General features: G+C 38.9%; 17 protein-coding genes. 16 read left to right on the forward strand and 1 reads right to left on the reverse strand.

The features are described from left to right. Positions 1–272 precede the first annotated feature (272 nt). The 9 genes from AN214_RS12575 to AN214_RS12610 all read left to right on the forward strand — a co-directional run bounded on the left by AN214_RS12575 (position 273) and on the right by AN214_RS12610 (position 10,813). Positions 273–1,088, forward strand: a complete 816-nt coding sequence (locus AN214_RS12575) for a DUF692 domain-containing protein (RefSeq protein WP_040641942.1) — start codon at positions 273–275, stop codon at positions 1,086–1,088. Then, on the forward strand, positions 1,088–1,822 hold the full coding sequence (locus AN214_RS12580; RefSeq protein ID WP_054980042.1) for a DUF2063 domain-containing protein: 735 nt from the start codon (positions 1,088–1,090) through the stop codon (positions 1,820–1,822). The genes AN214_RS12575 and AN214_RS12580 overlap by 1 nt, the downstream gene beginning before the upstream one ends. Positions 1,823–1,889: 67 nt before the next feature. Then, positions 1,890–2,018, forward strand: a complete 129-nt coding sequence (locus tag AN214_RS23190) for a hypothetical protein (RefSeq protein WP_021033034.1) — start codon at positions 1,890–1,892, stop codon at positions 2,016–2,018. A 173-nt stretch (positions 2,019–2,191) separates the two neighbouring features. Further along, positions 2,192–2,743 (forward strand): adenine phosphoribosyltransferase, encoded by a 552-nt coding sequence (gene apt / locus AN214_RS12585; RefSeq protein WP_010559764.1) that lies wholly within the window; start codon positions 2,192–2,194, stop codon positions 2,741–2,743. Next, the gene (dnaX, locus tag AN214_RS12590; RefSeq protein WP_054980043.1) at positions 2,744–5,062 is read left to right on the forward strand and encodes a DNA polymerase III subunit gamma/tau; all 2,319 of its coding nucleotides are present in this window, start codon (positions 2,744–2,746) and stop codon (positions 5,060–5,062) included. It begins immediately after the preceding gene. A 45-nt stretch (positions 5,063–5,107) separates the two neighbouring features. Beyond that, positions 5,108–5,434 (forward strand): YbaB/EbfC family nucleoid-associated protein, encoded by a 327-nt coding sequence (locus AN214_RS12595; RefSeq protein ID WP_054980044.1) that lies wholly within the window; start codon positions 5,108–5,110, stop codon positions 5,432–5,434. Between the two features lie 400 nt (positions 5,435–5,834). Beyond that, entirely contained in the window at positions 5,835–9,185 is a 3,351-nt protein-coding gene (locus tag AN214_RS12600; protein WP_054980045.1) for a hypothetical protein, read from the forward strand. Beyond that, positions 9,166–9,615, forward strand: coding sequence for a response regulator (locus AN214_RS12605; RefSeq protein ID WP_054980046.1), 450 nt, complete (start codon positions 9,166–9,168; stop codon positions 9,613–9,615). The genes AN214_RS12600 and AN214_RS12605 overlap by 20 nt, the downstream gene beginning before the upstream one ends. Continuing rightward, entirely contained in the window at positions 9,608–10,813 is a 1,206-nt protein-coding gene (locus AN214_RS12610; protein ID WP_054980047.1) for a response regulator, read from the forward strand. Before AN214_RS12605 ends, AN214_RS12610 begins: the two co-directional genes overlap by 8 nt. A gap of 215 nt (positions 10,814–11,028) precedes the next feature. Here the strand turns inward: AN214_RS12610 and AN214_RS12615 are convergent, their stop codons facing one another. Next, on the reverse strand, positions 11,029–12,198 hold the full coding sequence (locus AN214_RS12615; protein ID WP_054980048.1) for a lipid-transfer protein: 1,170 nt from the start codon (positions 12,196–12,198) through the stop codon (positions 11,029–11,031). Between the two features lie 262 nt (positions 12,199–12,460). On the opposite strand from AN214_RS12615, the gene AN214_RS12620 reads away from it, so the two are divergent. The 7 genes from AN214_RS12620 (at position 12,461) to AN214_RS12650 (ending at position 23,227) form a co-directional block, all read left to right on the forward strand. Beyond that, on the forward strand, positions 12,461–14,269 hold the full coding sequence (locus AN214_RS12620) for an HAD-IIB family hydrolase (protein ID WP_054980049.1): 1,809 nt from the start codon (positions 12,461–12,463) through the stop codon (positions 14,267–14,269). Continuing rightward, entirely contained in the window at positions 14,262–15,506 is a 1,245-nt protein-coding gene (locus AN214_RS12625; RefSeq protein WP_054980050.1) for a hypothetical protein, read from the forward strand. Before AN214_RS12620 ends, AN214_RS12625 begins: the two co-directional genes overlap by 8 nt. Then, the gene (locus tag AN214_RS12630; protein WP_054980051.1) at positions 15,506–17,254 is read left to right on the forward strand and encodes a sugar phosphorylase; all 1,749 of its coding nucleotides are present in this window, start codon (positions 15,506–15,508) and stop codon (positions 17,252–17,254) included. The genes AN214_RS12625 and AN214_RS12630 overlap by 1 nt, the downstream gene beginning before the upstream one ends. A gap of 1 nt (position 17,255) precedes the next feature. Then, positions 17,256–18,161 (forward strand): UTP--glucose-1-phosphate uridylyltransferase GalU, encoded by a 906-nt coding sequence (gene galU, locus AN214_RS12635; protein WP_054980052.1) that lies wholly within the window; start codon positions 17,256–17,258, stop codon positions 18,159–18,161. A gap of 333 nt (positions 18,162–18,494) precedes the next feature. After that, a complete protein-coding gene (locus AN214_RS12640) occupies positions 18,495–19,106 on the forward strand; it encodes a bifunctional 2-polyprenyl-6-hydroxyphenol methylase/3-demethylubiquinol 3-O-methyltransferase UbiG (RefSeq protein ID WP_054980053.1) in 612 nt (203 codons plus the stop codon). Further along, positions 19,099–22,002 (forward strand): DEAD/DEAH box helicase family protein, encoded by a 2,904-nt coding sequence (locus AN214_RS12645; protein WP_054980054.1) that lies wholly within the window; start codon positions 19,099–19,101, stop codon positions 22,000–22,002. Before AN214_RS12640 ends, AN214_RS12645 begins: the two co-directional genes overlap by 8 nt. A 52-nt stretch (positions 22,003–22,054) precedes the next feature. After that, entirely contained in the window at positions 22,055–23,227 is a 1,173-nt protein-coding gene (locus tag AN214_RS12650; protein WP_152960764.1) for a nuclease-related domain-containing protein, read from the forward strand. Positions 23,228–23,465 lie beyond the last annotated feature (238 nt).

Here is a 23,465-nt window from a genome sequence, read left to right on the forward strand (position 1 = left end):
GACCACAAAGCTAAAAAAGAAGGCAAGTGTGGCGAAGGTAAATGCGGCGGCGACAAAAAAGCTAAAAAAGAAGGCAAGTGCGGCGAAGGCAAATGTGGCGGCGACAAAAAAGCTAAAAAAGAAGGCAAGTGTGGCGAAGGCAAGTGCGGCGGCCACAAGTAATTAGTTAACCCTATTTCAGGCTAACTAGTCAAAAGGCCAGCTTAGCTGGCCTTTTAGTTAATTAAAGAATAAATATGTTTGGAGGGGCGGTGAATAAACACAATTTTGGAATGGTAGGGCTTGGTCTACGACGTGAAATGCTTGATCCATTAATCGAAGACTACCCAAAACAAATCGATTTTTTAGAAGTCGCGCCTGAAAATTGGTTGATCTTAGGTGGCGCATTAGGCAAAAAGTTTAAGCAATTAACCGAACAACATAATTTTGTGTGCCACGGGTTATCTCTTTCAATCGGTTCACCCGAACCACTTGATATTGATTTTGTTAAAGACCTTAAAGTGTTCTTTAAACAACATAATATTAAAGCCTACAGCGAACACTTAAGTTATTGCTCGGGTACAGGGCATATGTATGACTTAATGCCAATTCCATTTAGTGAAGAAGCAGCTCGTTATGTCGCAGAGCGTATTCGCACAGTGCAAGATATTCTTGAAATGCCTATCGCGATGGAAAACGTATCGTATTACGCAGCGCCTGGGCAGCAAATGTCTGAGTTAGATTTCACTAACTTGGTTTTAGAAGAGGCCAACTGTGAGCTATTACTCGATGTAAACAATATTTATGTTAATGCCGTTAATCATGGTTACAGTGCTAGCGAATTTTTAAAAGGGCTTCCTACCAAACGCATTAGCTACGGTCATATCGCCGGGCATTATAATGAAGCGGATGATTTAATTGTTGATACCCATGGTGCCGATGTAATAGACCCTGTGTGGCAATTGTTACGTGAGGCGTATCAAATTCATGGTGTATTCCCGACCTTGCTCGAACGAGATTTTAATATTCCGGCGATGCCTGAATTATTAGGTGAAGTTGATACCATTGCCGCAATTCAGGCAGAGAACATTAAGCGAGAAACAGCTTAATGAGTTTTCAAGCTACCCAAAATGCTTTTATGCAGCATATTCGCGACCCTGAAAATCACCAGTTTCCTGATATCGAAGATCGCCGCTTAGCAATTTACCGAGAGCTTTTCTTTAATAATGTTGAAGGCTTTGTCAGTTCTGCGTTTCCAGTATTACAGTCGCTTTATAGCGAAGATGATTGGCTTGTTTTAGTGCGTAAATTTTTTAGCCAACATGATTGTAAATCACCTTACTTTTTGCAAATTTCTGAAGAGTTTTTGGCGTTTATATCAAATGAATATACGCGTACAGTGGCCGATCCAGAATATATGCTGGAACTTGCGCACTATGAATGGGTTGAATTGGCACTTTCAATCGCAGATCAAGATCCGAATGAAAGGGCTATTTCCGATATTCAAACGCAGCCACTTTATTTTTCATCGCTTGCGTGGCGCGTCAGTTATGCTTACCCGGTGCAATTCGCATCAAGCGAGAATTCTGAGCTATCAACACTTGAAGAAGGTAACCATTTGGTTATTTATCGCGACGGTGATGATGATATTCAGTTTGTCGCCATTAATGCGATAACTGCGCACTTAGTAAAGTTAATAGAGTCAACGCCAAGCATTAAATTTAGTGCAGTACGCGATACAATGCAGCAAATGTTGCCCCAGTTTGATTCAGCAACATTAGAAACGGGTTTAATTACGACACTTAACGATTTAGCGCAAAAAGCGGTATTGGTCACAAAATAACACTTTTGATCTAGATCAACTTCTACTATTATATGCGGCGATTTTTCGTGCTTAAGATGTAGAGGTAATGATGGCGCACAAAGGTGATTTTAAAGACCCGTTCAATGCAAAATACTTTATTGGTTTCCTAGTTGTATTTGCAGGCATTGGTTGTTTAAATGCAATTCTAGGTTGGGCGACGCTACTAAGCGCCTAATACCATACCTTCCACATAATTTGTGATTTTAGGCCGATTTATCGGCCTTTGTTGTTTCTGCAATACCCTGTTGTGCAATAGATAATCGAAAGGGCTCGATTAATTATGCGAAGCGGAGGTTTTTTGTTTCAAACTTTGTATAATGACCTGTAATTAAAATATTGGGGAAAACCATGACTTTGTCAGTTTCAGACCTAGAACTAGTAAAAAACAGCATTGCGACTGTGCCAGATTATCCAAAACCAGGGATTATGTTCCGCGATATTACTAGCTTATTAGCTGAGCCTAAAGCGTTCCAAACCGTGCAAAAAGCACTGGTAGAAAAATACAAAAACCAAGAATTTGATGTAATTATTGGTACTGAATCTCGCGGCTTTATTTTTGGTGCACCGCTTGCACTAGAATTAGGCATTCCATTTGTCCCAGTGCGTAAGCCAGGCAAACTGCCACGCGAAACGGTATCGCAGTCGTATCAACTTGAATACGGTGAAGATACCCTTGAAATTCATAAAGACGCGATTAAAGCGGGCGATAAAGTATTGCTAGTAGACGACTTATTAGCAACAGGCGGCACTATTGAAGCAACCGTTAAATTGGTTGAAAAACTCGGTGGTAACGCAACCGACGCAGCATTTGTTATTTCATTGCCAGAACTTGGCGGTGAAGCGCGCCTAGACGGCCTAGGTTTAAACATACTTAAATTAGTTGAGTTTGAAGGCGAGTAAATGAGCTATCAAGTTCTGGCAAGAAAGTGGCGTCCACAAAACTTTCATCAGTTAGTTGGGCAGCAACACGTTAAACAAGCATTAGTAAACGCGCTTGATCAAAACCGTTTGCACCATGCTTACTTATTTACCGGTACACGTGGTGTAGGTAAAACCACTATTGCCAGAATTTTTGCAAAAAGCTTAAACTGCGAATCAGGCATTACAAGTCAGCCTTGTGGCAGCTGTAATGCCTGTGTTGATATCGAGCAGGGCCGTTTTATCGACCTAATTGAAATCGATGCAGCTTCACGCACCAAAGTAGAAGATACCCGTGAAATTCTCGATAACGTGCAATACGCGCCCACGCGTGGCCGCTATAAAGTGTACCTTATCGATGAAGTGCACATGCTCTCTAAACACAGCTTTAATGCGCTGTTAAAAACACTAGAAGAGCCACCAGAGCACGTTAAGTTTTTACTAGCTACGACCGATCCGCAAAAATTACCCGTCACTATTTTATCGCGTTGTTTGCAATTTAATTTGGCTGCATTGTCGGAAAATGAAATTGAAACACAACTAACGCATATTTTGCAGCAAGAGCAACTGGGTTTTGAACCAGAAGCGCTTAAGCAATTGGCACAAAGTGCCAAAGGCAGTATGCGCGATGCACTGAGTTTAACTGACCAAGCCATCGCTCAAACTAACGGTAATATTAGCCATCAAGCAACCAAACAAATGCTTGGTTTAATGGATATTACTTGGGCACAAAGTTTATTGATTGCGGCCATGGCCAGCGATGGTGATAGCTTATTAGAGCTAAGCGCAAAATTGGGCTTACAAAATGGCAACTATGGTGCAGTACTCGATGATTTAATTAAGCTATGTCATTTAATACTCGTGTCTAAGTTGGTGCCAAGTGCTGCGCAGCTGAGCGACCAATATGCTGATTTTATTAGTGAACTGGCAAATGAAGCAGATACCCGTGAAATACAGGTGTATTACCAGTTACTGTTAAACGGTAAAAAAGATTTAATGCTTGCGCCAACAGAGCAACTTGGCTTTGAAATGGTGATGTTAAAGTTACTGGCGTTTGAACCTGCACAAATGCAGGCACAAGCACCGGCGCAGCAAAACCAAGCTGCGCAAACACAGCCACAAGCTCAACAAGCAACGCCAAGCGCGCGTGTTTCGCTAAAAGAACAATTAAAAAAACAAAAAGAAGCACTCGATAATAAACAGGTAACGAAGCCACAACTTGAACCTGTACAACCTGTAGTTGAAAAACCAGCACCGCTTGCTCCTGTTACAGAAGCTCCTGCGCCGCAACAGCAAATAGCACCAGCGCAATCTCAGGAACAACATTCGCAAGAGCAACCATCTCAAGAACAACCATCTCAAGAACAGATGGAACAGCAAGTAAATCAGCAAATGGATGACGTACTTGCAGAGGCTGAGCAGTTGACGTCACAATCGCAAGCGCCTGAAATGCTTGAGCAACAGCAACAGCAACAGCAACAGCAACAGCAACAGCAACAGCAACAGCAACAGCAACAGCAACAGTTCGATAGCGCGCTAGAGCCAGAGCAAATGCCGGAGCAAGTGGTAAATGAGCAGCCGCCAGCGGAAGAGTCGCCTCAGCCAAGCTTTGAGCAAAATTTTAATAACGAAGCCGAAGCAATCGCGAAAATTTTAGCGCGCCGAAATGTGTCGGGATCGGGTTCACTTATTCAACCGGATGGTAGCGAAACGTCAATAAAAAAGACTGAGCCCCAGCAAAGGGGCGAAAACTTTGCACAACCAAAGCAAAGCCCACTTGAAAAATACCGCGGAGAAACTCAGCATGTGGCGCCTGAGTTAATTGAACAATTAACGCCAGAGCCAAAGCAAGAGGCAGCATCTGCCCCAGAGCCGCAAGTTATTGAAGGCTTTGAAAGCCCAATTTCACAAGAACGTTTTGCTCATCAGCAAGACGATTGGGCAAATAAAATAGAAACCATGGGCCTAGGTGGTCGCGTGCGTCAATTTGCTCTGCACAGTATTTATCAGCAAAATGGCGCAGAAGTGAGCTTACTGGTTGATAGTGAGCAAAGACACCTCGACTCACCTATGTTGCGTGAACAGTTGCAACAAGCGCTGTCAAATTTACTGAATACGCACGTTGAATTACTTATTAATTTTAACGATGTAGTAGAACAAACACCGTTTAAAATTCAGCAAAAAATTGATGCTTTTCGTCATCAACAAGCGGTGCACACCATTAAAAACGACCCAATTATCACTCAGCTCATGACACACTTTGACGCAGAGCTAGATGAAGGTACAATAAAGGCATTATAATTCTGTTGGTAGCCTAGCTGCCATGCATTAAAAGAGAGAAAAGTTATGTTTAAAGGCGGAATGGGCAACATGATGAAGCAAGCGCAGCAAATGCAAGAGCGCATGCAAAAAGCCCAAGAAGAAATTAAAAATATGGAAGTAGTTGGCGAAGCAGGCGCAGGCCTTGTGAAAGTAACTATGCTAGGTAGCCACAATGTGCGTCGCATCGACATTGATGAGTCATTAATGGAAGACGACAAAGAAATGATTGAAGATCTAGTTGCAGCTGCAATCAACGATGCAGTACGTCGCGTAGAAGAAGGCTCAGCTGAAAAAATGGCTTCTGTGACTGGCGGTATGCAAATGCCTCCTGGCTTCAAAATGCCGTTTTAAGCCCTAACTGTATGAAAAAGCCGACTTTTTGTCGGCTTTTTTATTTCTGGAATGTAGGTGGAATAATTACTCATGTGTTTGACCAAGCTTTTTAACTAATCCTTGAACATAATCAGGGGATTCATCTTTTATCCACTGATCTTCCCCTAAACAATTAGAAATTATGAAATATAAGAGTCAAGTGTTAATAAATTTAAGCAAGTATTCATGACTAGAAACCGTAATTTTGAGAAGGACCAACGAGTCTTGAATCAGATGGAATAGATAAACTTCTTTACATACTCAATTTTGACAAGTTACAACAACTTACTATTTATTGTTATATAAAACCACAGTAAGATGGAGGAATAGCTTAATTATCAATAGCTAAGTGATTAGTTAACATTATTGGGGACAAGTTTTGAAAGGACTAAGAAGTTTTAAATATATCTCTATTATCAAGTTACTTGTCAATAATCATAATCCTCGAAAGCATGGGAGTGCTTATATTCTCAATAGATTAGAAGGATATATTAAGAGCCTTGATCGCTCTGAGCATATTCATTTAGTTGATGCTGCATTAAAAAACCATATGGTTCTAAACTCATTGTGTCCACCAGAGGTTAAATCTAATACTTATTTGGACTCAATTAGGGAATATGAATTACCAACAAGCTTAATTTTGAGAGCGTTTTCAAAGTATTGCAAAACACATAAAAATGAAATTAATAAGTTCTACTCCATTAGACGAAAAGTCGAATGCTTTATAATAAACGGGGAATTTAAAGAAGCACTAAACCTACTGAATGAGGTCGAGGATTTATTTGGCAGAAACATTTGGTCGATTGATATGAAAATGAACATATTTGCCCGAAACCCAAATGAAGATTTAGAGCTTTATAAAAGTCAGTTAGACAAAGAAGAAATCGCACATATTTCAACGCTTGTTCATAGAAAGTATGTATCAAACTCTTTAAAGCTTTTTTATAGGCAAGTGCTTGGAAACTTGCTTTTAGAATATAGAAGCAATGGCGTGAACCGATATGCTGATTATTTGTCAATTCTTTTGTTGCCAGAATCTTATGATGAACATATTAATATACAAGAATTGATTATTTTTTCTCAAAGATTATGCCCGATTGATAAATTACTATTAATTTATAAGTTAGGTGTAAAATCATTATCTTTAGAGCTTAAAGACGAAAAAATTACTAAAGAAATTGTTGATTTTGCAAAGGACATTGAAGGTTCTATAGAGTATAGCGGTTGGGCGCATATTCGAGACTTTTACGAAGAGAACTTAAATCCAAGGGTTTGTGAATCTACACAAAAAACTATTGCTAATTATTCTAATGGGGAATACAAACTAGCAAAAGACAGTTCCAAAGTTCTACTAGAATCACAGTTATTAGATTTGTCTATTTTGGACATTTATGTACGGTCAACAATTTATAGTGGGGATTATGAAGTATCTGAATCTAATGAAATTGATGCGACTAAACTAAAAAACCTTCTTCTAGGTGCATTTGTCGAGTTTTACTCTTCGACAGACAACTTTGAATTGTTTTCAGATACTTTTGAAGAGATATTTTTTAAACACCTTAATTTTGATTTTATTTCTTCAATTAAGCCTATGTATTATGCGGCATATCAACACAAAAACGAAAAATCTTTAAAAAGGGCATGTATTGAACTTTTTTGTAGCGAACATCAAATAACTCCCAAGTACCTAAACTATCTAAGAACAAATAAGTTTAATCTATCAAATCAACCTAATATTGATGTAAAGGACATATCTAAAAGTCGTAGATTAAGAGCAGAAATAGAAAATATAATTTTGTCCGAAGATATAAATGTACAAAAATTAAACTGTTTACTTGATCAACTTGAACAACAAGAAGATGTCTTGATGGCTGAGTTTTGGTTTTTATGGTTTAAAGCCAAAATCAAAACTGACCAGTTTCATATTGTTCTCCGCAAACTTTCTGGCATGTTGATACTTAATCAAAGTGTTCAACACCTATTTCCCCTACATGAACTAATTGAAGAACTGGAGAAAAATAGGGATCTTTATACCGATAGCCTGGATGCAGTAATAGTTTATTATTTTTACTTCAGGTTACAGCACTTTGATTCCAAAGAACTAATGAGCGAGTTCTTTGAAGACTACTTAATGAGTAATAATGTTAACTTAGCAAGTGAGTTATGTTCTAACTGGAAAACTATAAATTTAAGACAAGAGTTTTTCCTCAAGGAAGTTTGTAACCCCGAAATAATGAGTATCTTATTACATATTAACAGTAATGAAGAATTGTTGTTTGAACGCTTAAAAGTGTTACAGACTTTATTATATCTTAATCCTGAAAATGAAGAATTTGTATCGAATGAAGAGCTTAGAGTGTATGAGCAACTTTATATTGATATTTTAAGTTTAGAGCATTCCAGTAATAAACTTGATATTGATATTAATGGAATAAGAAAAGCTAAATTTGATGAATATGAATCATATTATTCAATGTTGTCAGATTTCAAAAAAGAGGTCCCAAACGATCTGTTAGCGTTATTTGAGACGGATGAAAAATCTAAAACAGAGAATGCTATTCTTCATTTTTATGGACGAACTTATGATTCTATACTAGATGATTTCATCTTTAATGAGGACTATGGGCTAGTAAGGTTTTTAAGTTCAGAGATAAGACATGGTTGGTTGCCAAATCAAATTAGAAGCGTCATCGAAAGCTTCAATTTAATAACTGAATTAGCTGAAGGTTCAAACTACGCTAAAAATACTTTCTGGCGAAAAAAATATGAATTGACAGTAACGAACATACTATTGGATAAATTTGACGAAATATTTGCATGGTTTTCGAAGGAAGTAGATCTCCTAATTCACAGAGCTAACACATGGCCTCAAGCTTCCCGTGAGCATGGTGATCAGAGTGTTGCTTTTAATGTAGCTTGGGACGTAAATACTCTCAAGGAATTTAAAGCGTTTACTAGTGAATCTAATAGTGCTGAACAGTTCTTTGAATTATGCACAGAGTTCATTTGGCAAAAATTGGAAAACGGCTTTAGGAAAATGAAAATTCTTATAAATAGGGATCTTAAGCCAAGTTTTAATAATTTGTTTGATGAACTCAGTGATAAGTTTTCTTCTCTAGGTGTTGAGATGAATTATCTAAACAATGAAATTCAAAATGCGAAAAATAAAACGATTGAAGAAATAGGTATTATTGAAGGTTGGTTCTGCAGACCTGAATATCGTAATTTAGGTAGTGTTAGGTTCGAAGATATTATTAAAGTAAGTATTTCTAATACAAAAGGGATTTATAAGCCAAGGGAACTACTTTTCCGATTGCAATCTAAGTGTTTCTTTATGGAAATCGATCAGATTAATATGTTGCCACTAATTAGAGCATTTGTTACAGCATTTCAAAACTCAATTAAATATGGTGAAAGAGCTAACAATAGCGATATAAGCCTAGACTTTGTAGAGGATCAAAAGTCTTGTACATTGAAAATTAAAAATAGAATTTCGAAAGATACACGTCAGAAAGTAATCGATAAAAATGTAATTGATCGAGTGAATCGCTATGACAAAAAAAATGAAAAAGAGTTACTAACCACAGAGGGAGGTACAGGCTTATATAAGATCTTTAGATTTGTTAAAGATGCTTATACTGACGCGAGCTTCAAGGTTGAACTACATGAAGATGAGTTTATTCAGTTGATTATACTAAATAAGGAACATTATGAAGTTGTTGATAGTTGAAGATGGGCAATACAAAAGCGAAAGAGTTGTTGAGTATATTGAAACGACATTCGACAGTTTTGAAATATCTATAGCTTGTTCTTATTCGACAGGTGTTAAGTTTATAGTTGAAGAACGTCCTGAGATTGTAATCCTCGATATGAGTTTACCTACATTTGACGAAGTAAATGGTCAAGGTGGTGGGGATAAAAGAATGTATGGTGGTTTGGATATAGCTCGCCAAATTCAAAGAAGAAAGATTAATAGCTCCTTCTTATTTTTGACTCAACACGAATCATTTACAGAAAACCCTAAGCTTGGAAAACGTTCAGATATAGACCGCATGGCTAAAGAAACTTATGCAGAGCTTTATTTAGGGTACATATATTACGAACATAACGGTTTTAAATGGAAAGACGAGCTAAAGGATATCTTAAGTAGTTATGCATAAAATTTTGATTATTGATGATGACCCCAAGAGGTTGAACAAAATTAAAGAGTTGTTGGAGAGTAAATTCTCAGATATTCAAATACATGTTGCCGATAGTGTTCATAATGCTAGCAAAAAGCTTAAGAATAATTATTACTTCTCAATTTTCTTAGATATGTCTTTACCTTTAAGAAGTAATGAAAAGAAACTGGATCGAAATGCTGGAATAAAGTTATTGGAGCAAATATCGAGAGGACGCTTCAAAAAAATTCCAATTAGAGTGGTCGGGTTTACAGCATTAATTGAAGATTTTGAGAATAAAGAAGAACAATTCGAATCTTTGGGATTTAGATTATACGAAGCTAAACCAGGCGACTTCTCATGGTTTAATAGAGCATTGAAACAAGTCGAGTATAGTTTAAACTCTTTGGAGTCATATAATGATCTTCCAACTGATATAGCAGTTTTCAGTGTTCATGGTATTGAGACTAACGGTAAGTGGCAAGATGATTTAATATCGCTGATTCGAAAACGATTTCCTGAAGCTGATATAGTAGACCTTCCTTTCAAATTTGAAGAATTTCCTGTTACAAGATTCATTATTCCATGGATGCGAAATAACATGGTTGACCTGTATTTTTTGCAATTAGAAAAGTGGCTGGAAGAAAATAAAACAAAGCGAATAGTGTGTTTTGCCCACAGTTTCGGTACATATATTTTAGTCAAAGCATTGGAGAGAATTAAGAATAAATCTCTTCTAGAAAATTTAGATTTGGTTCTGCTTAGTGGAAGTGTATTAAAGCAAAACTATGATTTTCGAGCTATCAAAGAGTTTCCTAATGTTAGAATTGTCAATGATTGTGCGAGACAAGATGGAGCCTTGTTATTTAGCAAAGGTGTGGTCTGGGGAACAGGAATGGGGGGGCGATTAGGCTTTTCATCAATTTTAAACCAGCAGTTTGTCAACAGGACTTATGAGGGTGGGCATAGTGTTTTCTTTGAAAAAGATAATAAAATAGTAAAAGAATACTGGTTACCTCTTCTTGATAATGATTTTTTGATATCACCATTTAATAAAGTTAGTCGTAATAGGAAGAGAGATAAATTATTCGAGTATACGGCAAGGCTTTCAGGTTCAGTTAAATTACTTTATTACGTTTTTCCTTTATTAGCTCTATGTTATATCTTTGTCACGTTCTTGAACATAATATGGCCATAAATAGAATGCATGGGGAATAAATTTAGATTCGTTGTGAAGTGTTATGATTAACATTTGTCGTGATAACTATATGATAATATTGTGGTTGTTATTTGTTGGCGATGATATTTTTTTGTTCTTTTCAGGCTTCAAAATGCCGTTCTAATTTAAAACGCATTTAATGTTATAAAAATAGCGCCTTTTGGCGCTATTTTTATATGTATCAGAATTCAAAACTACTTTTGATATAGGGTAACAACCACAGCGCCACCTAAGCCAACATTGTGCTGTAATGCAAGTCTTGCGCCTTCCACTTGTCTTTTTCCTGCTTGGCCGCGCAAATGCCAGCTTAATTCAACACATTGTGCTATACCAGTTGCACCAATAGGGTGACCTTTTGACATTAACCCACCTGATGGCCCAATCACAAACTTACCGCCGTAAGTATTATCACCGTCTGAAATCAGCTTAATTGCTTCGCCTTCTTCACATAATCCTAGCGCTTCATAATTAATTACTTCATTGGTGGTAAAGCAGTCATGTAATTCCACTACGTCAACATCTTTAGGTGAAACACCCGCGAGGTTAAAGGCTTTATTGGCAGCGCGTTTGGTCATATCGGCACCCACCGAAAGAATAGGGTCGTGCCATGACTCTTCAGTGTCGGTTGCCATTGCTTGGCCAATAATTTTCACCCCATGTGTAATATTGTGTTTTTTAGCAAAAGCGTCGCTACACAGAATTGCGGCGGCAGCGCCACAGGTAGGCGGGCATGCCATAGTGCGCGTCATATAATCATCAAAAATTATTCTGTCATTAAGCACACTTTCTACGGTGAGTGGCGCAGAAAATAATGAATAAGGGTTGTGTATGGCGTGGCTTCGTGATTTTACGGCGACTTTTGCATAAAGCTCGCTGCTTACATTATATTTTTCCATATAATGTTTACCGGCTGCACCAAATGCGCGAAGAGCAATAGGCGCTTTTGCAATACCAAATTTATCATATACCGCGTTAGCTCTATCAAATGGGTTTTCTCTGTCAGACCAATGCGAACCCAATGCACCTGGTTGCATTTCCTCAAAGCCAAACGCAACAACACATTCAACCTCGCCAGATAAAATTGCTTGCCTTGCAGCATAAAGCGCCGTAGACCCACTTGAGCAATTATTATTAACATTAATGATAGGAATACCGGTTTGAGCAACATCATAAAACGCATGTTGCCCACAGGTACTATCGCCATAAATATAAGCGGCATATCCTTGTTCGATATGGCTTACATTAATTCCAGCGTCTGTGAGCGCCAGTCGAATAGCGTTTGCAGCCATTACACGGTACGGCTCTTGTTGGCCCGGTTTACAAAACTGTGTCATACCAACGCCAGCAATAATTACATTTTTCATTTTCAGCCTATTGTTTTTATTTTCTGAAATTTAATACCAGTCAAGAGGTGATTTAAACCTTAACGCGAAAGCCCAGCTTTTAACACTTTGTTTGTGTAATACAACACATAAACGGTAAAAATAACGCACTTGAAGGAACATAAAACCATGTTCTCGTCATTTGTTGAGTTACATAGCAAAACCCAAAAGTGCTAGTCTGCGTTGGCACATTCCTTGACTCATTAATAAATAGCTTATTAAAACGTTCAAAGGATGCATTAATATGGTGCAAGCACTCTCAGCCAAGTTTCTGACTAAATTTATAGAAAAACACTCGCTTTCTCAGGAAGTTAAAAAAACCATTAAAACTTGGTATGCACCAATCGCTGAGCAAATTGCACTGCACCAAAATAGAACAAAGCAAACATTAGTAATTGGCATTAACGGTTGTCAGGGATCGGGAAAAAGCACGCTAACGGATTTCTTGAATCAATATTTACGCATGTATTTTGGCTTAAATGTAGTGTCGATTTCGCTCGATGATTATTACTTATCAGCATCTGAACGCGAAGAACTGGCAACAAACATTCATCCATTACTTGGTACACGTGGTGTTCCTGGTACCCACAAAATAGAACAGCTAGATCATGACTTAGCAGCGCTTACGCGCAAAACGCTTAAGCGCCCATTATTTATTCGCCGATTTAATAAAGCCACAGATAACCCATTTCCAGCTGACAAATGGACAAAAATTTCATCGCCGCCCGATGTGATTATTTTAGAAGGGTGGTGCGTAGGGCTTAACGCAGAGCCACTAGATGCTTTAAAAACACCGATAAACCAGCTTGAAGCTAATGAAGACCAAAACGGTACGTGGCGAAATTACGTTAATAATCAGCTAAGTGGCCCGTATCAAAAAGTATTCCAGCGAATAGACCGCGGGATTATGCTCAAGGCACCCAGTTTTGATGTGGTGGCCAAATGGCGTAAAGAACAAGAAACCAAACTACGCCAATCCCAAACCGCACTCGCAAACAATAAAATAATGAGCGAACAAGAAATTGATCGCTTCGTACTTTTTTTTGAAAGGCTTACACGCTTTGGTTTAGCAGAGTTTAGTGAAAATGCAGATATTACCCTGCACCTAAATGAAACACGCAAAATTGTTGACGTAACCGGGCGTTTTAAGCAGTTATGCTTTCCTGAAAAGCTCGCAATATTTACCGATCTTGATGGTACCTTACTCGATCATTACAGCTACGAGTTTCAGCCTGCAAAAGTGAGTGTATTTTTATGCTACGAACTGGGCTTTCCCATTATTCCGTGTACCAGTAAAACCTTTAAAGAAATTATCGCCATTCGCACCCAGTTAGGGCTAGGAACGCCGTTTATTGTGGAAAATGGCGCTGCCGCATTTTTACCCAAAAAGTGGTTGAAAGAATATTTAATTGATCCCGTTGGCTTAATTGAATTCGGTGAGTTTTACATAAAAGAGTTTGGCCAACCACGCAGCTTTTGGTTAAGCCAACTTAAACAGCATGCCAGCGACTTTGCACACCTTTACAAAGGTTTTTCGCAAATGAGCAATAGCCAATTAGCCGAGCTTACAGGCCTTAGCGAAAAAGATGCCGAAAAAGCTAAACTACGCCACTACTCAGAGCCACTTCATTGGTTTGGTGATGCCTGTCAAAAAAAGGCATTTATAAAACGCATGCGCGAAAACGGCGCAACCATTATTGAAGGCGGGCGATTTTTGCATGTGTGTGGCGACGAAAGTAAAGGCGTTGCGCTTGAATGGTTGTTTAACCAAATAAAGCACGAATTGCCCGGAGACTGGCTCAGTGTGGCGCTTGGCGACAGCGAAAACGACAGCGCCATGCTAGAGCAAGCCGACATTGCTGTGCAAATAAAATCAATGACACACCCATTTATTCAGCTACAGCGTGAAAAAGGGGTGATGCGCTCATCTATGCCAGGACCCACTGGCTGGCACGAAGTAATGATGCAGTTAATAAGCGAACTAGATAACCACCACATAGAACGTATTAAATCCATTCGCAATACCGCTTTAAAGGAGAAACACTATGGCTGATTTTTATCAAAATGGCATTGTAACAACCTTGCATAACCTAACGAACCGAGGAGTGGATGAGTTAGAAAGCGAACTTGTTGAGTTTTCTAAAACGCGGCCAATGGGTTTAATTTTACCGTCACTTTATAGCGAGTTAGAAGGCCAAGCATTGCCTAAAATTGTTGAGCATTTAAGTGAGGTGCCATACCTATCGCAAATAATTATTGGCCTAGATAGAGCTAATGAAGCCGAATTTTGTAAAGCCATTGAGTTTTTTAAATACCTCGGCCAACCTCATCAAATTATGTGGCACGACGGCCCACGTTTAAAACAATTAGATGCCGAATTACAAGCGCTTGGTGTTGCGCCAACCGAAATGGGTAAAGGGCGCAATGTGTGGTACTGCATGGGGTATGCACTTGCCACAAAAGAGGCGGAATCAATCGCATTGCACGATTGCGATATTTTAACCTACGACCGCAGCTTACTAGCGCGCTTAATTTACCCAGTAGCACACCCGCAATTTAACTATGAGTTTTGTAAAGGCTATTACGCCCGCTATTCTGACGGCAAACTCAATGGCCGAGTGGCACGCTTACTGGTTACGCCGCTTCTTAAGGCGTTAAAACGTGTGATGGGCCATAACGACTACCTAGACTATATGGATAGCTACCGTTATTCACTTTCAGGCGAGTTTTCATTTAGGCAAGATGTGCTAAATGATATTCGCATTCCCAGTGATTGGGGGTTAGAAATTGGTGTGTTGTCTGAAATGCAGCGCAACTATGCCGCTAATCGCTTATGCCAAGTAGACATTGCCAACGTGTACGACCATAAACACCAAGACTTATCGCTTCATAATAGCGAGGGCGGCTTGTCGAAAATGTCGATAGACATTACCAAAGCATTTTTCAGAAAACTCGCCACCCAAGGCTACACCCTAAACACCGAAACCATGCGCACCATTAAAGCCACGTATTTTCGTATCGCGCTCGATTACATCGAAACCTATAAAAATGATGCCATTATTAACGGCTTACAAGTGGATATTCACACTGAAGAAAAGTCAGTAGAAATGTTCGCTAAAAACATTATGGCAGCTGGACAATCGTTTTTAGAAAAGCCTATGGAAACACCGTTTATTCCGTCTTGGAACCGCGTTATTAGCGCCATGCCAGATGTATTAACGCGCTTAGAGCAAGCGGTAGAAGAAGACTTTTTAGAATACTCTGAAAAGTTGCGTAAAAAGGTAAGCTAATGACATACCCACTAACAGATAAACTGGTTATGCAACTGCAAGTGATTTACCAAGGCATAACCTTAAAAACGCCGTTAGAGCAAATTGCCAGCAGGTTAATTGCAAAAATGGGATTAGCTGAAAATGCACACGGCCCCAAGCCGTTTCAAAATCGTTGGAACGAATCTGACATTGTGATGATCACCTACGGCGATAGCATAGTGAAAGACGGTGAAAAGCCACTTGTAACCTTAAAACAGTTTATTGATACGCATTTAAGCGACGAACTAAGCGCGGTGCATATTTTACCGTTTTTCCCGTACAGCTCAGACGATGGCTTTTCAGTGCTTGATTACTCCAGTGTGAACGAGTCACTAGGCGATTGGTGCGACATTAGCGCAATTAGCAAAGAGTATAAATTAATGGCTGATTTAGTGATCAATCATTGCTCAGCGCGCTCTATTTGGTTTGAAAACTTTATTAAAGGCGAGGGCACAGGCCATGATTATTTTTATACCGCTTTGCCAAACGATCCACTTGATAAAGTTGTAAGGCCACGCACTTCGCCGTTATTAAAGCCAGTAACAAGCCAAAATGGTGAGCAATTTGTATGGTGTACCTTTAGCCACGATCAGGTTGATTTAGACTTTTCAAATCCAGAGGTACTGATTACGTTTGTGGGCATTATTAAGCAATACCTTGATGCGGGCGTGCGTATTTTTCGCTTAGATGCCATTGCATTTTTATGGAAAGAAATTGGCACTAGCTGTATTAATTTACCACAAACCCATGAAGTGGTTAGGTTGCTTCGCACATTAATTGAATGCGCAAACGAAAACGCCATTATTATTACTGAAACCAACATACCCAATACGCAAAATCTGGCCTACTTTGGCAATGCTAACGAAGCGCATGCAATTTATAACTTTTCATTGCCGCCTTTACTAATTTACAGCTTAATTTCGGGCGATTGTCAGGCGTTAAAAAACTGGTTAATGCGCATGCCGCCAGCGCAAAATGGCACATGCTATTTTAACTTTATTGCATCGCACGATGGCATAGGGCTGCGCCCGGCAGAAGGGCTATTAAGTGATGAAAACATTGCGAAAATGGTTAAAACAATGCAACAGTTTGGTGGCCTTATTTCGTGGCGCACCAGTGAAGATGGCAGCCAAAAACCATACGAGATGAACATTGCTCTGTTTGACGCGCTAAAAGGCACGGTTAATGGGCCCGATAAATATCAGTTTCAGCGATTTCTATGTGCGCATAGCATTATGATGAGCCTAGAAGGCATACCCGGAATTTATATTCACAGTTTATTGGCCACCGAGAATGACTATGAAAAATACGATAACACCCATCATAACCGGGCAATTAACCGCCACCGTTGGCAACGCGAGTTACTAACAACACAACTAAACAATATTTACAGTCATCACAGTAAAGTATTAGGTGCACTTAAACGCTTACTTCAAATTAGAAAAGCACAGCCCGCTTTTCACCCAAATGCCACCCAATTTGTATTGCAACTTGGCCCCGAGTTATTTGGCGTTTGGCGACAATGCATTAATCGCAGTCAAAGTATTTTTAGTGTTGCTAATATTACCAATACGCCAACGTCACTTAGACTTAATGAACTTAATTTAATTGAAACAGAAAATTGGTATGACTTACTTACAGGCCAGCACATAACCGATATAAATAGCGAACTTGCGTTGCTGCCGTATCAAACCATTTGGCTTACCAATAAAAACAAGGGAATATAAAATGAAAAAAGTAACCAAAGCAGTGATCCCTGTTGCAGGGTTAGGAACCCGCATGTTGCCGGCAACTAAAGCCATTCCCAAAGAAATGCTTACCTTAGTAGATAAGCCGCTAATTCAATACGTGGTAGAAGAAGCCGCAGCGGCGGGTATTAAAGAAATTGTACTGGTAACTCATGCCAGTAAAAACGCCATCGAAAACCATTTTGACACCAGTTTTGAACTAGAAGCCCAGTTAGAATCGCGCGTTAAGCGCTCGCTCTTACAAGAGGTTAAAAGCATAAACCCCAAAGGCATAACCATGATCTCAGTGCGCCAAGCCGAGGCAAAAGGGTTAGGGCACGCCATTTTATGTGCCCGTTCAGTGATTGGCGACGAACCATTTGCAGTAATATTGCCCGATGTCATTATTGATAAATACCACTCAGATTTAGGCGTGGAAAACCTTGCAAAAATGGTTAGTAACTACAACGAAACAGGCGTTAACCAAATAATGGTAAACCCGGTAGAGATGGCGCAAGTGCAAAGCTATGGCGTGGTTGATTTAGACAACCAAACCCTGTGTGCGGGCGAAACCGCTAAAATCATCGGCATGGTAGAAAAACCGCCACGCGAAGAAGCCCCTTCAAACCTTGCTATTACCGGACGCTATGTGCTCTCAGAAAGTATTTGGCCAATTTTAGCCAAAACGCCACCGGGCGCAGGGGACGAAATTCAACTCACCGATGCGCTTTATACGTTATTAGACCAACAAGGGCTAGAAGCTTACCAGCTGGTGGGCAAAACCCACGATTGCGGTAACAAACTTGGCTTTATAAAGGCCAATATTGAATACGCCATTCAACGAGCAGAGTTTAAAGACGAGCTCACTCAATATATTGACGAAGTACTCGCTGAAAACCGTTATTGATATTAAATTCAGCTTATTTTAAAAATTAAATGACGCACTTTGGCAGTCAATACTTTAGTATTTGCCGAGTGCTTCTATACATCACAAGGTTTGTTTAACTTCTTGCAAAAAGCGTTACTTACACACTATGCGTAACACAAGCTAGGTGCTGGCACTTTTAGCTTTGTAAAAACCCCAATCTCAAAGCTTTGTTTATTGCTACACCGAATGTCACCGTAAAGCAAAAACAGTTTGGTGAGTGGCTATGTAATTTAGGTAATCATCTGTTATTTATGAATAAACTCTGTTAAATTTCGTTATAACTTGCGCCAGGCAATTAAGGAAGTAACGTCTGTGAGTCACCAAAATATCCAATACTATAATGCGCACGCCAAAGCGTTCTTTGATTCAACGATTAATGTTGATATGCAGCCTTTATATCAACTATTTTTACCTCATGTGAAAGTAGGTGGCCACATATTGGATGCAGGTTGTGGCAGTGGCAGAGATAGCAAAGCATTTGCCGCACAAGGTTTTACTGTAAGTGCAATGGATGCTAGCGAAGAACTCGTTAAACAAGCCAGCGAATTTTTAGGGTTTGCTGTAGAACATAAAACCTTTCAACAAATTAATGAACAAAACTGCTACGATGCGATTTGGTGTTGCGCCAGTTTATTACACGTACCCTTTACTGAGTTGAGTGATGTATTTAGCCGTTTAAGTGCCGCGTTAAAATCAGGCGGTGTGATGTATGTATCATTCAAATATGGTGAACCAAATTTAGCCCCAAGAGAGCACAACGGCCGAGCATTTACCGACTTCAATGAACAAGCACTACAAACTCTTCTAGCTGCCAACGCACAGCTCAAAATTACAAACACATGGATAACTGGTGATAGACGAGCAGGGCGCGAAAACGAGCAGTGGTTTAACGCCATTCTTACTAGAGTAGATTTAAATGAGTAAGGTGGATGGGGGAGTCCAATTATCAGCACAAAAATTGTTTGTTGGTGATGATGATCCGTTATTACCTCAGCTAGTTTATGCTATAAATCATGCGAGTGAAATTGAAATAGCCGTATCATTTATCCAACCTAGCGGTATAAATTTGCTTTTTAATCCATTATTGGAAGCCTTAGCAAGTGGTGCGTCAGTTACTATATTAACATCAGACTATTTAGATATAACGCACCCAATCGCACTGAGACATTTAATGATACTCGCAGAGCAAGGAGCAAAAATTCTTATTTATTGCTCTAAGTCCCAACAAAGTTTTCATTTAAAGTCATATATCTTTGTAAAAACAAATGCTCAAAGCCAAGTTCAAGCTGGTTGTGCATTTATTGGTTCAAGCAATATAAGCAGGAGTGCGTTAACAAATGGTCATGAATGGAATGTCAGAGTTGATTATAGTGAAGCGTCGGTAAAAGAATTTGGGACTATTCGGAAAGCATTTGAAAAAATTATAAATCATTGTTTGGTACAACCTTTAACACATAATTGGATCGACGAATACATAAAACGAAGAAAGCCGCAAACCGTAGTTGGTATAAATGGAGAAACAACTGCTGAAGACGCTGAAATTACCCCTCGTAAAGAACAAATCGAAGCACTCGAAGCGTTAAATAAAACCAGAAAAAGTGGGTTTGAAAGGGGCTTGGTTGTACTTGCAACTGGCATGGGTAAAACGTGGCTCAGTGCGTTTGATGTGAAACAAATAGAAGCGAAGCGCGTATTGTTTGTTGCACACCGAGAGGAGATTTTAATACAAGCACAGTCTACCTACTCACAACTTTTACCACTTGAAACAGGTTATTACTCGGGCAAAATAAAAAATTACGAGGCAGATTGTATATTTGCCTCTGTGCAGACATTAGGGCGCCCTGAACACTTAGCTAAATTTAGTAAAAGACACTTCGATTATATTGTGATTGATGAGTTTCATCATGCCAGTTCACCTATGTATCGTAATTTATTATCGCACTTTGAGCCCCAGTTTTTATTGGGTCTTACTGCAACCCCTGAAAGAACAGACCAAGCTGATATTTTAAGCTTATGCGATAATAATTTAGTTTTTGAAAGAAATTTAGTGCAAGGGATCGATCAGGAAACTCTAGTGCCTTTTCACTATTACGGAATTTGGGATAGTAACGTTAACTATCAAGCTATTCCTTGGCGCAATGGACGGTTTGACCCCGCATCATTAGAAAATAAATTTGCTACTGAAAAACGAGCCAAGCATGCAATTGAGCATTGGCAAAAATATAAGCAGTCAAAAACGCTCGCATTTTGTATTTCAAAAAAACACGCAGACTTTATGGCTCATACGTTTAACATGAACGGTATAAATGCGTTATCAGTACACAGCGAATCAGCTGTGCGCCGTAATGAAGCGCTTACTATGCTAGAAAATGGTCAAGTAGACGTTTTATTCTCTGTAGATTTGTTTAACGAGGGCACGGACTTACCCTGTATCGATACTATTTTATTTTTACGCCCTAGTGAATCGAAAATATTATTTCTCCAACAGTTAGGTCGAGGTCTTAGATTAAATGAAGGTAAAACTCATTTAGTTGTGCTTGATTTTATTGGCAACCACCATAGCTTTTTAAATAAAGCTTTTGCCCTATTTAATGAGAGTACAGCTAAAGGTGTTGTAAATCAGTTAGGTGATCCAAACCTACCTGAAGGTTGTTTTATTAATATCGACCTTGAAGTAAGCGATTTTTGGCATAAGTTGGCTAGGATGCAGCGTACAACAGCGAGCGAAGATCTAGTTTGCTTCGCTGAGCAATTAGGGCACTTGCCGACAGTCACTGAGTTTTATTATCACTATGGCGACTTAAAAAAGGTAAACAAACAACATGCAGGTTGGTTTGGGTTAATTGCAAATACACCAGGCTTTGATAAAGAGGCAAGTGCTAAAGCGCTTGTGCTTAAACCTTACTTTGAATTTTTGAAAGTTGGCATTCAAACAACCAGTATGACTAAAAGCTTCAAAGCAATTTTATTGCAAGCATTTGTCGCTTTAAATGGATTTGTTAACCCACCTAGCATAAAGCGATTATCGATTAGAAGTGGCGAAATATTAAAGCGTTATCCTAATTTAAGAGCCTATGATTTAAGTGATTCAGATAGAAATCAGAGTAGTGAGTCTGAGGCTTGGTTTAAATACTGGAGTAAAAATCCGATTAGAGCTTTTACAACGCCAAATAAGCGTGGTGATGTATGGTTCAAACTTGAAAACGAAAAGTTTGTTGCAGATTTCGATGTACCCTCCGAAATTGTAGATAATTTAAATACAGCGGTTTTAGATCTTACGGATTATTTACTTGCGCAATATACAAAACGCATTAGACAATCGAAAGTAGATGAATTGATCATTAGTGAGCAAAATAGGCTACCCGTATCGAGCAGCGACCGCTTTGAAAAAGTAGCAGTGTTGCCATATTTCCCAAACTTAAAGATTGCATGTGGTCATTTCAAAAATGGTGATGAAAGTGATATGGAGTATATGGAAATTCCAATGGGGTTTGGCAAGTTAGATCCTGAAAGACATTTTCTAGCACGTGCAAGTGGTAACTCGATGAATGGCGGTAAGTCTCCGATAATTGATGAACAGTTGTTATTACTTGAGTGGGTCACTCCGACAAGTGCTGGCTCACTGCAACATGCAACTGTTGCGATAGAACGTCAAGATGGTGCCGGAGATAGCCAATATTTACTTCGAGACGTAAAAAAACAGATTAATGAGTATGGCGACGCGCAGTATGTACTTATGGCTAAAAACCCAGAATATGAACCAATGGTTGCAAATGAATACATGCGGTCTTTTGCAAAGCTAAAAGGAATTGTGGAGTAAGTAAAGCGTGAATAAAGGGATTTTAACGTTTGTTTTATATTTTGTGGTTTGTGTGAGTTTCGCTAGTGAGCAATACAGTGAAGGCACCTGCATTTTATTGAAAAACCAAGTGAGAGAGTACAGTGCATATCCGCAATCCAATCAATACAAAACGGCAAAACGCTCTGTTGACAGGCACTGTGTTAACCCCGTCACGCTACCTAAGGCTAATCAAACAAATACTACAGCAACAAGCCCTGAAAAACTGACCCCGATTTATACAACTAAAAAGTTACACTCACAAAACCTTACAGAGTCAGCAAATCAAGCCGTTGTAACGAAACCATATCAAGCCAAAACATCAGTTCCAGTCAATAATATGCTTAGCTTAGTGCTTAAAATAGGTGCTTTGGTGTTAGTCATTATGTTTGTTTTCGCTGTTGTCAAAGCAATCATTCTAATGTTTGCCAAACGTGCCGCTAAATCATTACTTAATAAAGTATCGGGACGTATTGAACCTGTAGTGAGTAAGTTGCCTATACGAAAAGAGGAAAGGGAAGTCATTCACTTAAAGCGAGATGCAATTAAATTGAATACTGATACAAACGTTTCAGATAAGTCTTCCTCTTTACTAAAAGATACCATAGCTGAAATTGTTGCTAATGATGCAAACAGCTCAAGTGGCCTTCAAGGGGAGGCTATTGTAAATAATCTAATTGAAAAGGTTATTACCAACAAAGTGTTATCGGCGATGAGTAATGTGAGTCACTATACGAGTGTGCTGTTAACGAACGATAATGATGAGCTTACTGAAATTGATCATTTAATTGTTTCACCAGTTGGCGTATTTGTAATTGAGAGCAAAAATTACAGTGGTTATATATTCGGTAGTCAGCACCAAGCGAAATGGACGCAGACTTTAACAGGGCGTAAAACACAATTTATGAACCCACTAAGACAAAATTATAAGCATTGCTTAGCGGTTAGTCGGTTACTTGGTGTTGTTGACGGTGTCGAATCGTTAGTGCTGTTTCATGATAAAGCGACTTTTAAAACAAAACTCCCAACGAATGTACGTTATGTCAGTGAGATGGAAGTGTTTTTATCAGGCTTTACGCATATTAAATTTAGCGATAGGCAGCTTGAAGAATTTAACACGCGACTCACTAAAGTGATTTCGGTTACAACAAGTGAAGATTTTAAGCTGCATATTAACGAAGTTAAGGCTAAGCAATGCGATATATAGAGATTTACACTGCCAATATCTTAGTCAATTCGTTTTACCTAACCCATATTTCGAGTAACTATTTCACTTTTTTCCTTTGAAAATTCTAGTCCTTTCTTTCAGGAATGATGAATATCTCGCTTTTTTAAATCGTTACTTTGCCGATTTTGGATTATTTTTGCGCGTATTGTCCCTACTTTTATTACAGGTATTAGTCAAAACGTTTACTTAATTGTGAAAATTCGTAAATACACTAGAA

The organism is Pseudoalteromonas sp. P1-9, from assembly GCF_001399975.1.
GTDB lineage: Bacteria > Pseudomonadota > Gammaproteobacteria > Enterobacterales > Alteromonadaceae > Pseudoalteromonas.

Coding starts and splice junctions, on each gene's coding strand:
- AN214_RS12575 (WP_040641942.1), top strand. CDS start 273: ATGGTAGGGCTTGGTCTACGACGTGAAATGCTTGATCCATTAATCGAA.
- AN214_RS12580 (WP_054980042.1), top strand. CDS start 1,088: ATGAGTTTTCAAGCTACCCAAAATGCTTTTATGCAGCATATTCGCGAC.
- AN214_RS23190 (WP_021033034.1), top strand. CDS start 1,890: ATGATGGCGCACAAAGGTGATTTTAAAGACCCGTTCAATGCAAAATAC.
- apt (WP_010559764.1), top strand. CDS start 2,192: ATGACTTTGTCAGTTTCAGACCTAGAACTAGTAAAAAACAGCATTGCG.
- dnaX (WP_054980043.1), top strand. CDS start 2,744: ATGAGCTATCAAGTTCTGGCAAGAAAGTGGCGTCCACAAAACTTTCAT.
- AN214_RS12595 (WP_054980044.1), top strand. CDS start 5,108: ATGTTTAAAGGCGGAATGGGCAACATGATGAAGCAAGCGCAGCAAATG.
- AN214_RS12605 (WP_054980046.1), top strand. CDS start 9,166: ATGAAGTTGTTGATAGTTGAAGATGGGCAATACAAAAGCGAAAGAGTT.
- AN214_RS12610 (WP_054980047.1), top strand. CDS start 9,608: ATGCATAAAATTTTGATTATTGATGATGACCCCAAGAGGTTGAACAAA.
- AN214_RS12615 (WP_054980048.1), bottom strand. CDS start 12,198: ATGAAAAATGTAATTATTGCTGGCGTTGGTATGACACAGTTTTGTAAA.
- AN214_RS12620 (WP_054980049.1), top strand. CDS start 12,461: ATGGTGCAAGCACTCTCAGCCAAGTTTCTGACTAAATTTATAGAAAAA.
- AN214_RS12625 (WP_054980050.1), top strand. CDS start 14,262: ATGGCTGATTTTTATCAAAATGGCATTGTAACAACCTTGCATAACCTA.
- AN214_RS12630 (WP_054980051.1), top strand. CDS start 15,506: ATGACATACCCACTAACAGATAAACTGGTTATGCAACTGCAAGTGATT.
- galU (WP_054980052.1), top strand. CDS start 17,256: ATGAAAAAAGTAACCAAAGCAGTGATCCCTGTTGCAGGGTTAGGAACC.
- AN214_RS12645 (WP_054980054.1), top strand. CDS start 19,099: ATGAGTAAGGTGGATGGGGGAGTCCAATTATCAGCACAAAAATTGTTT.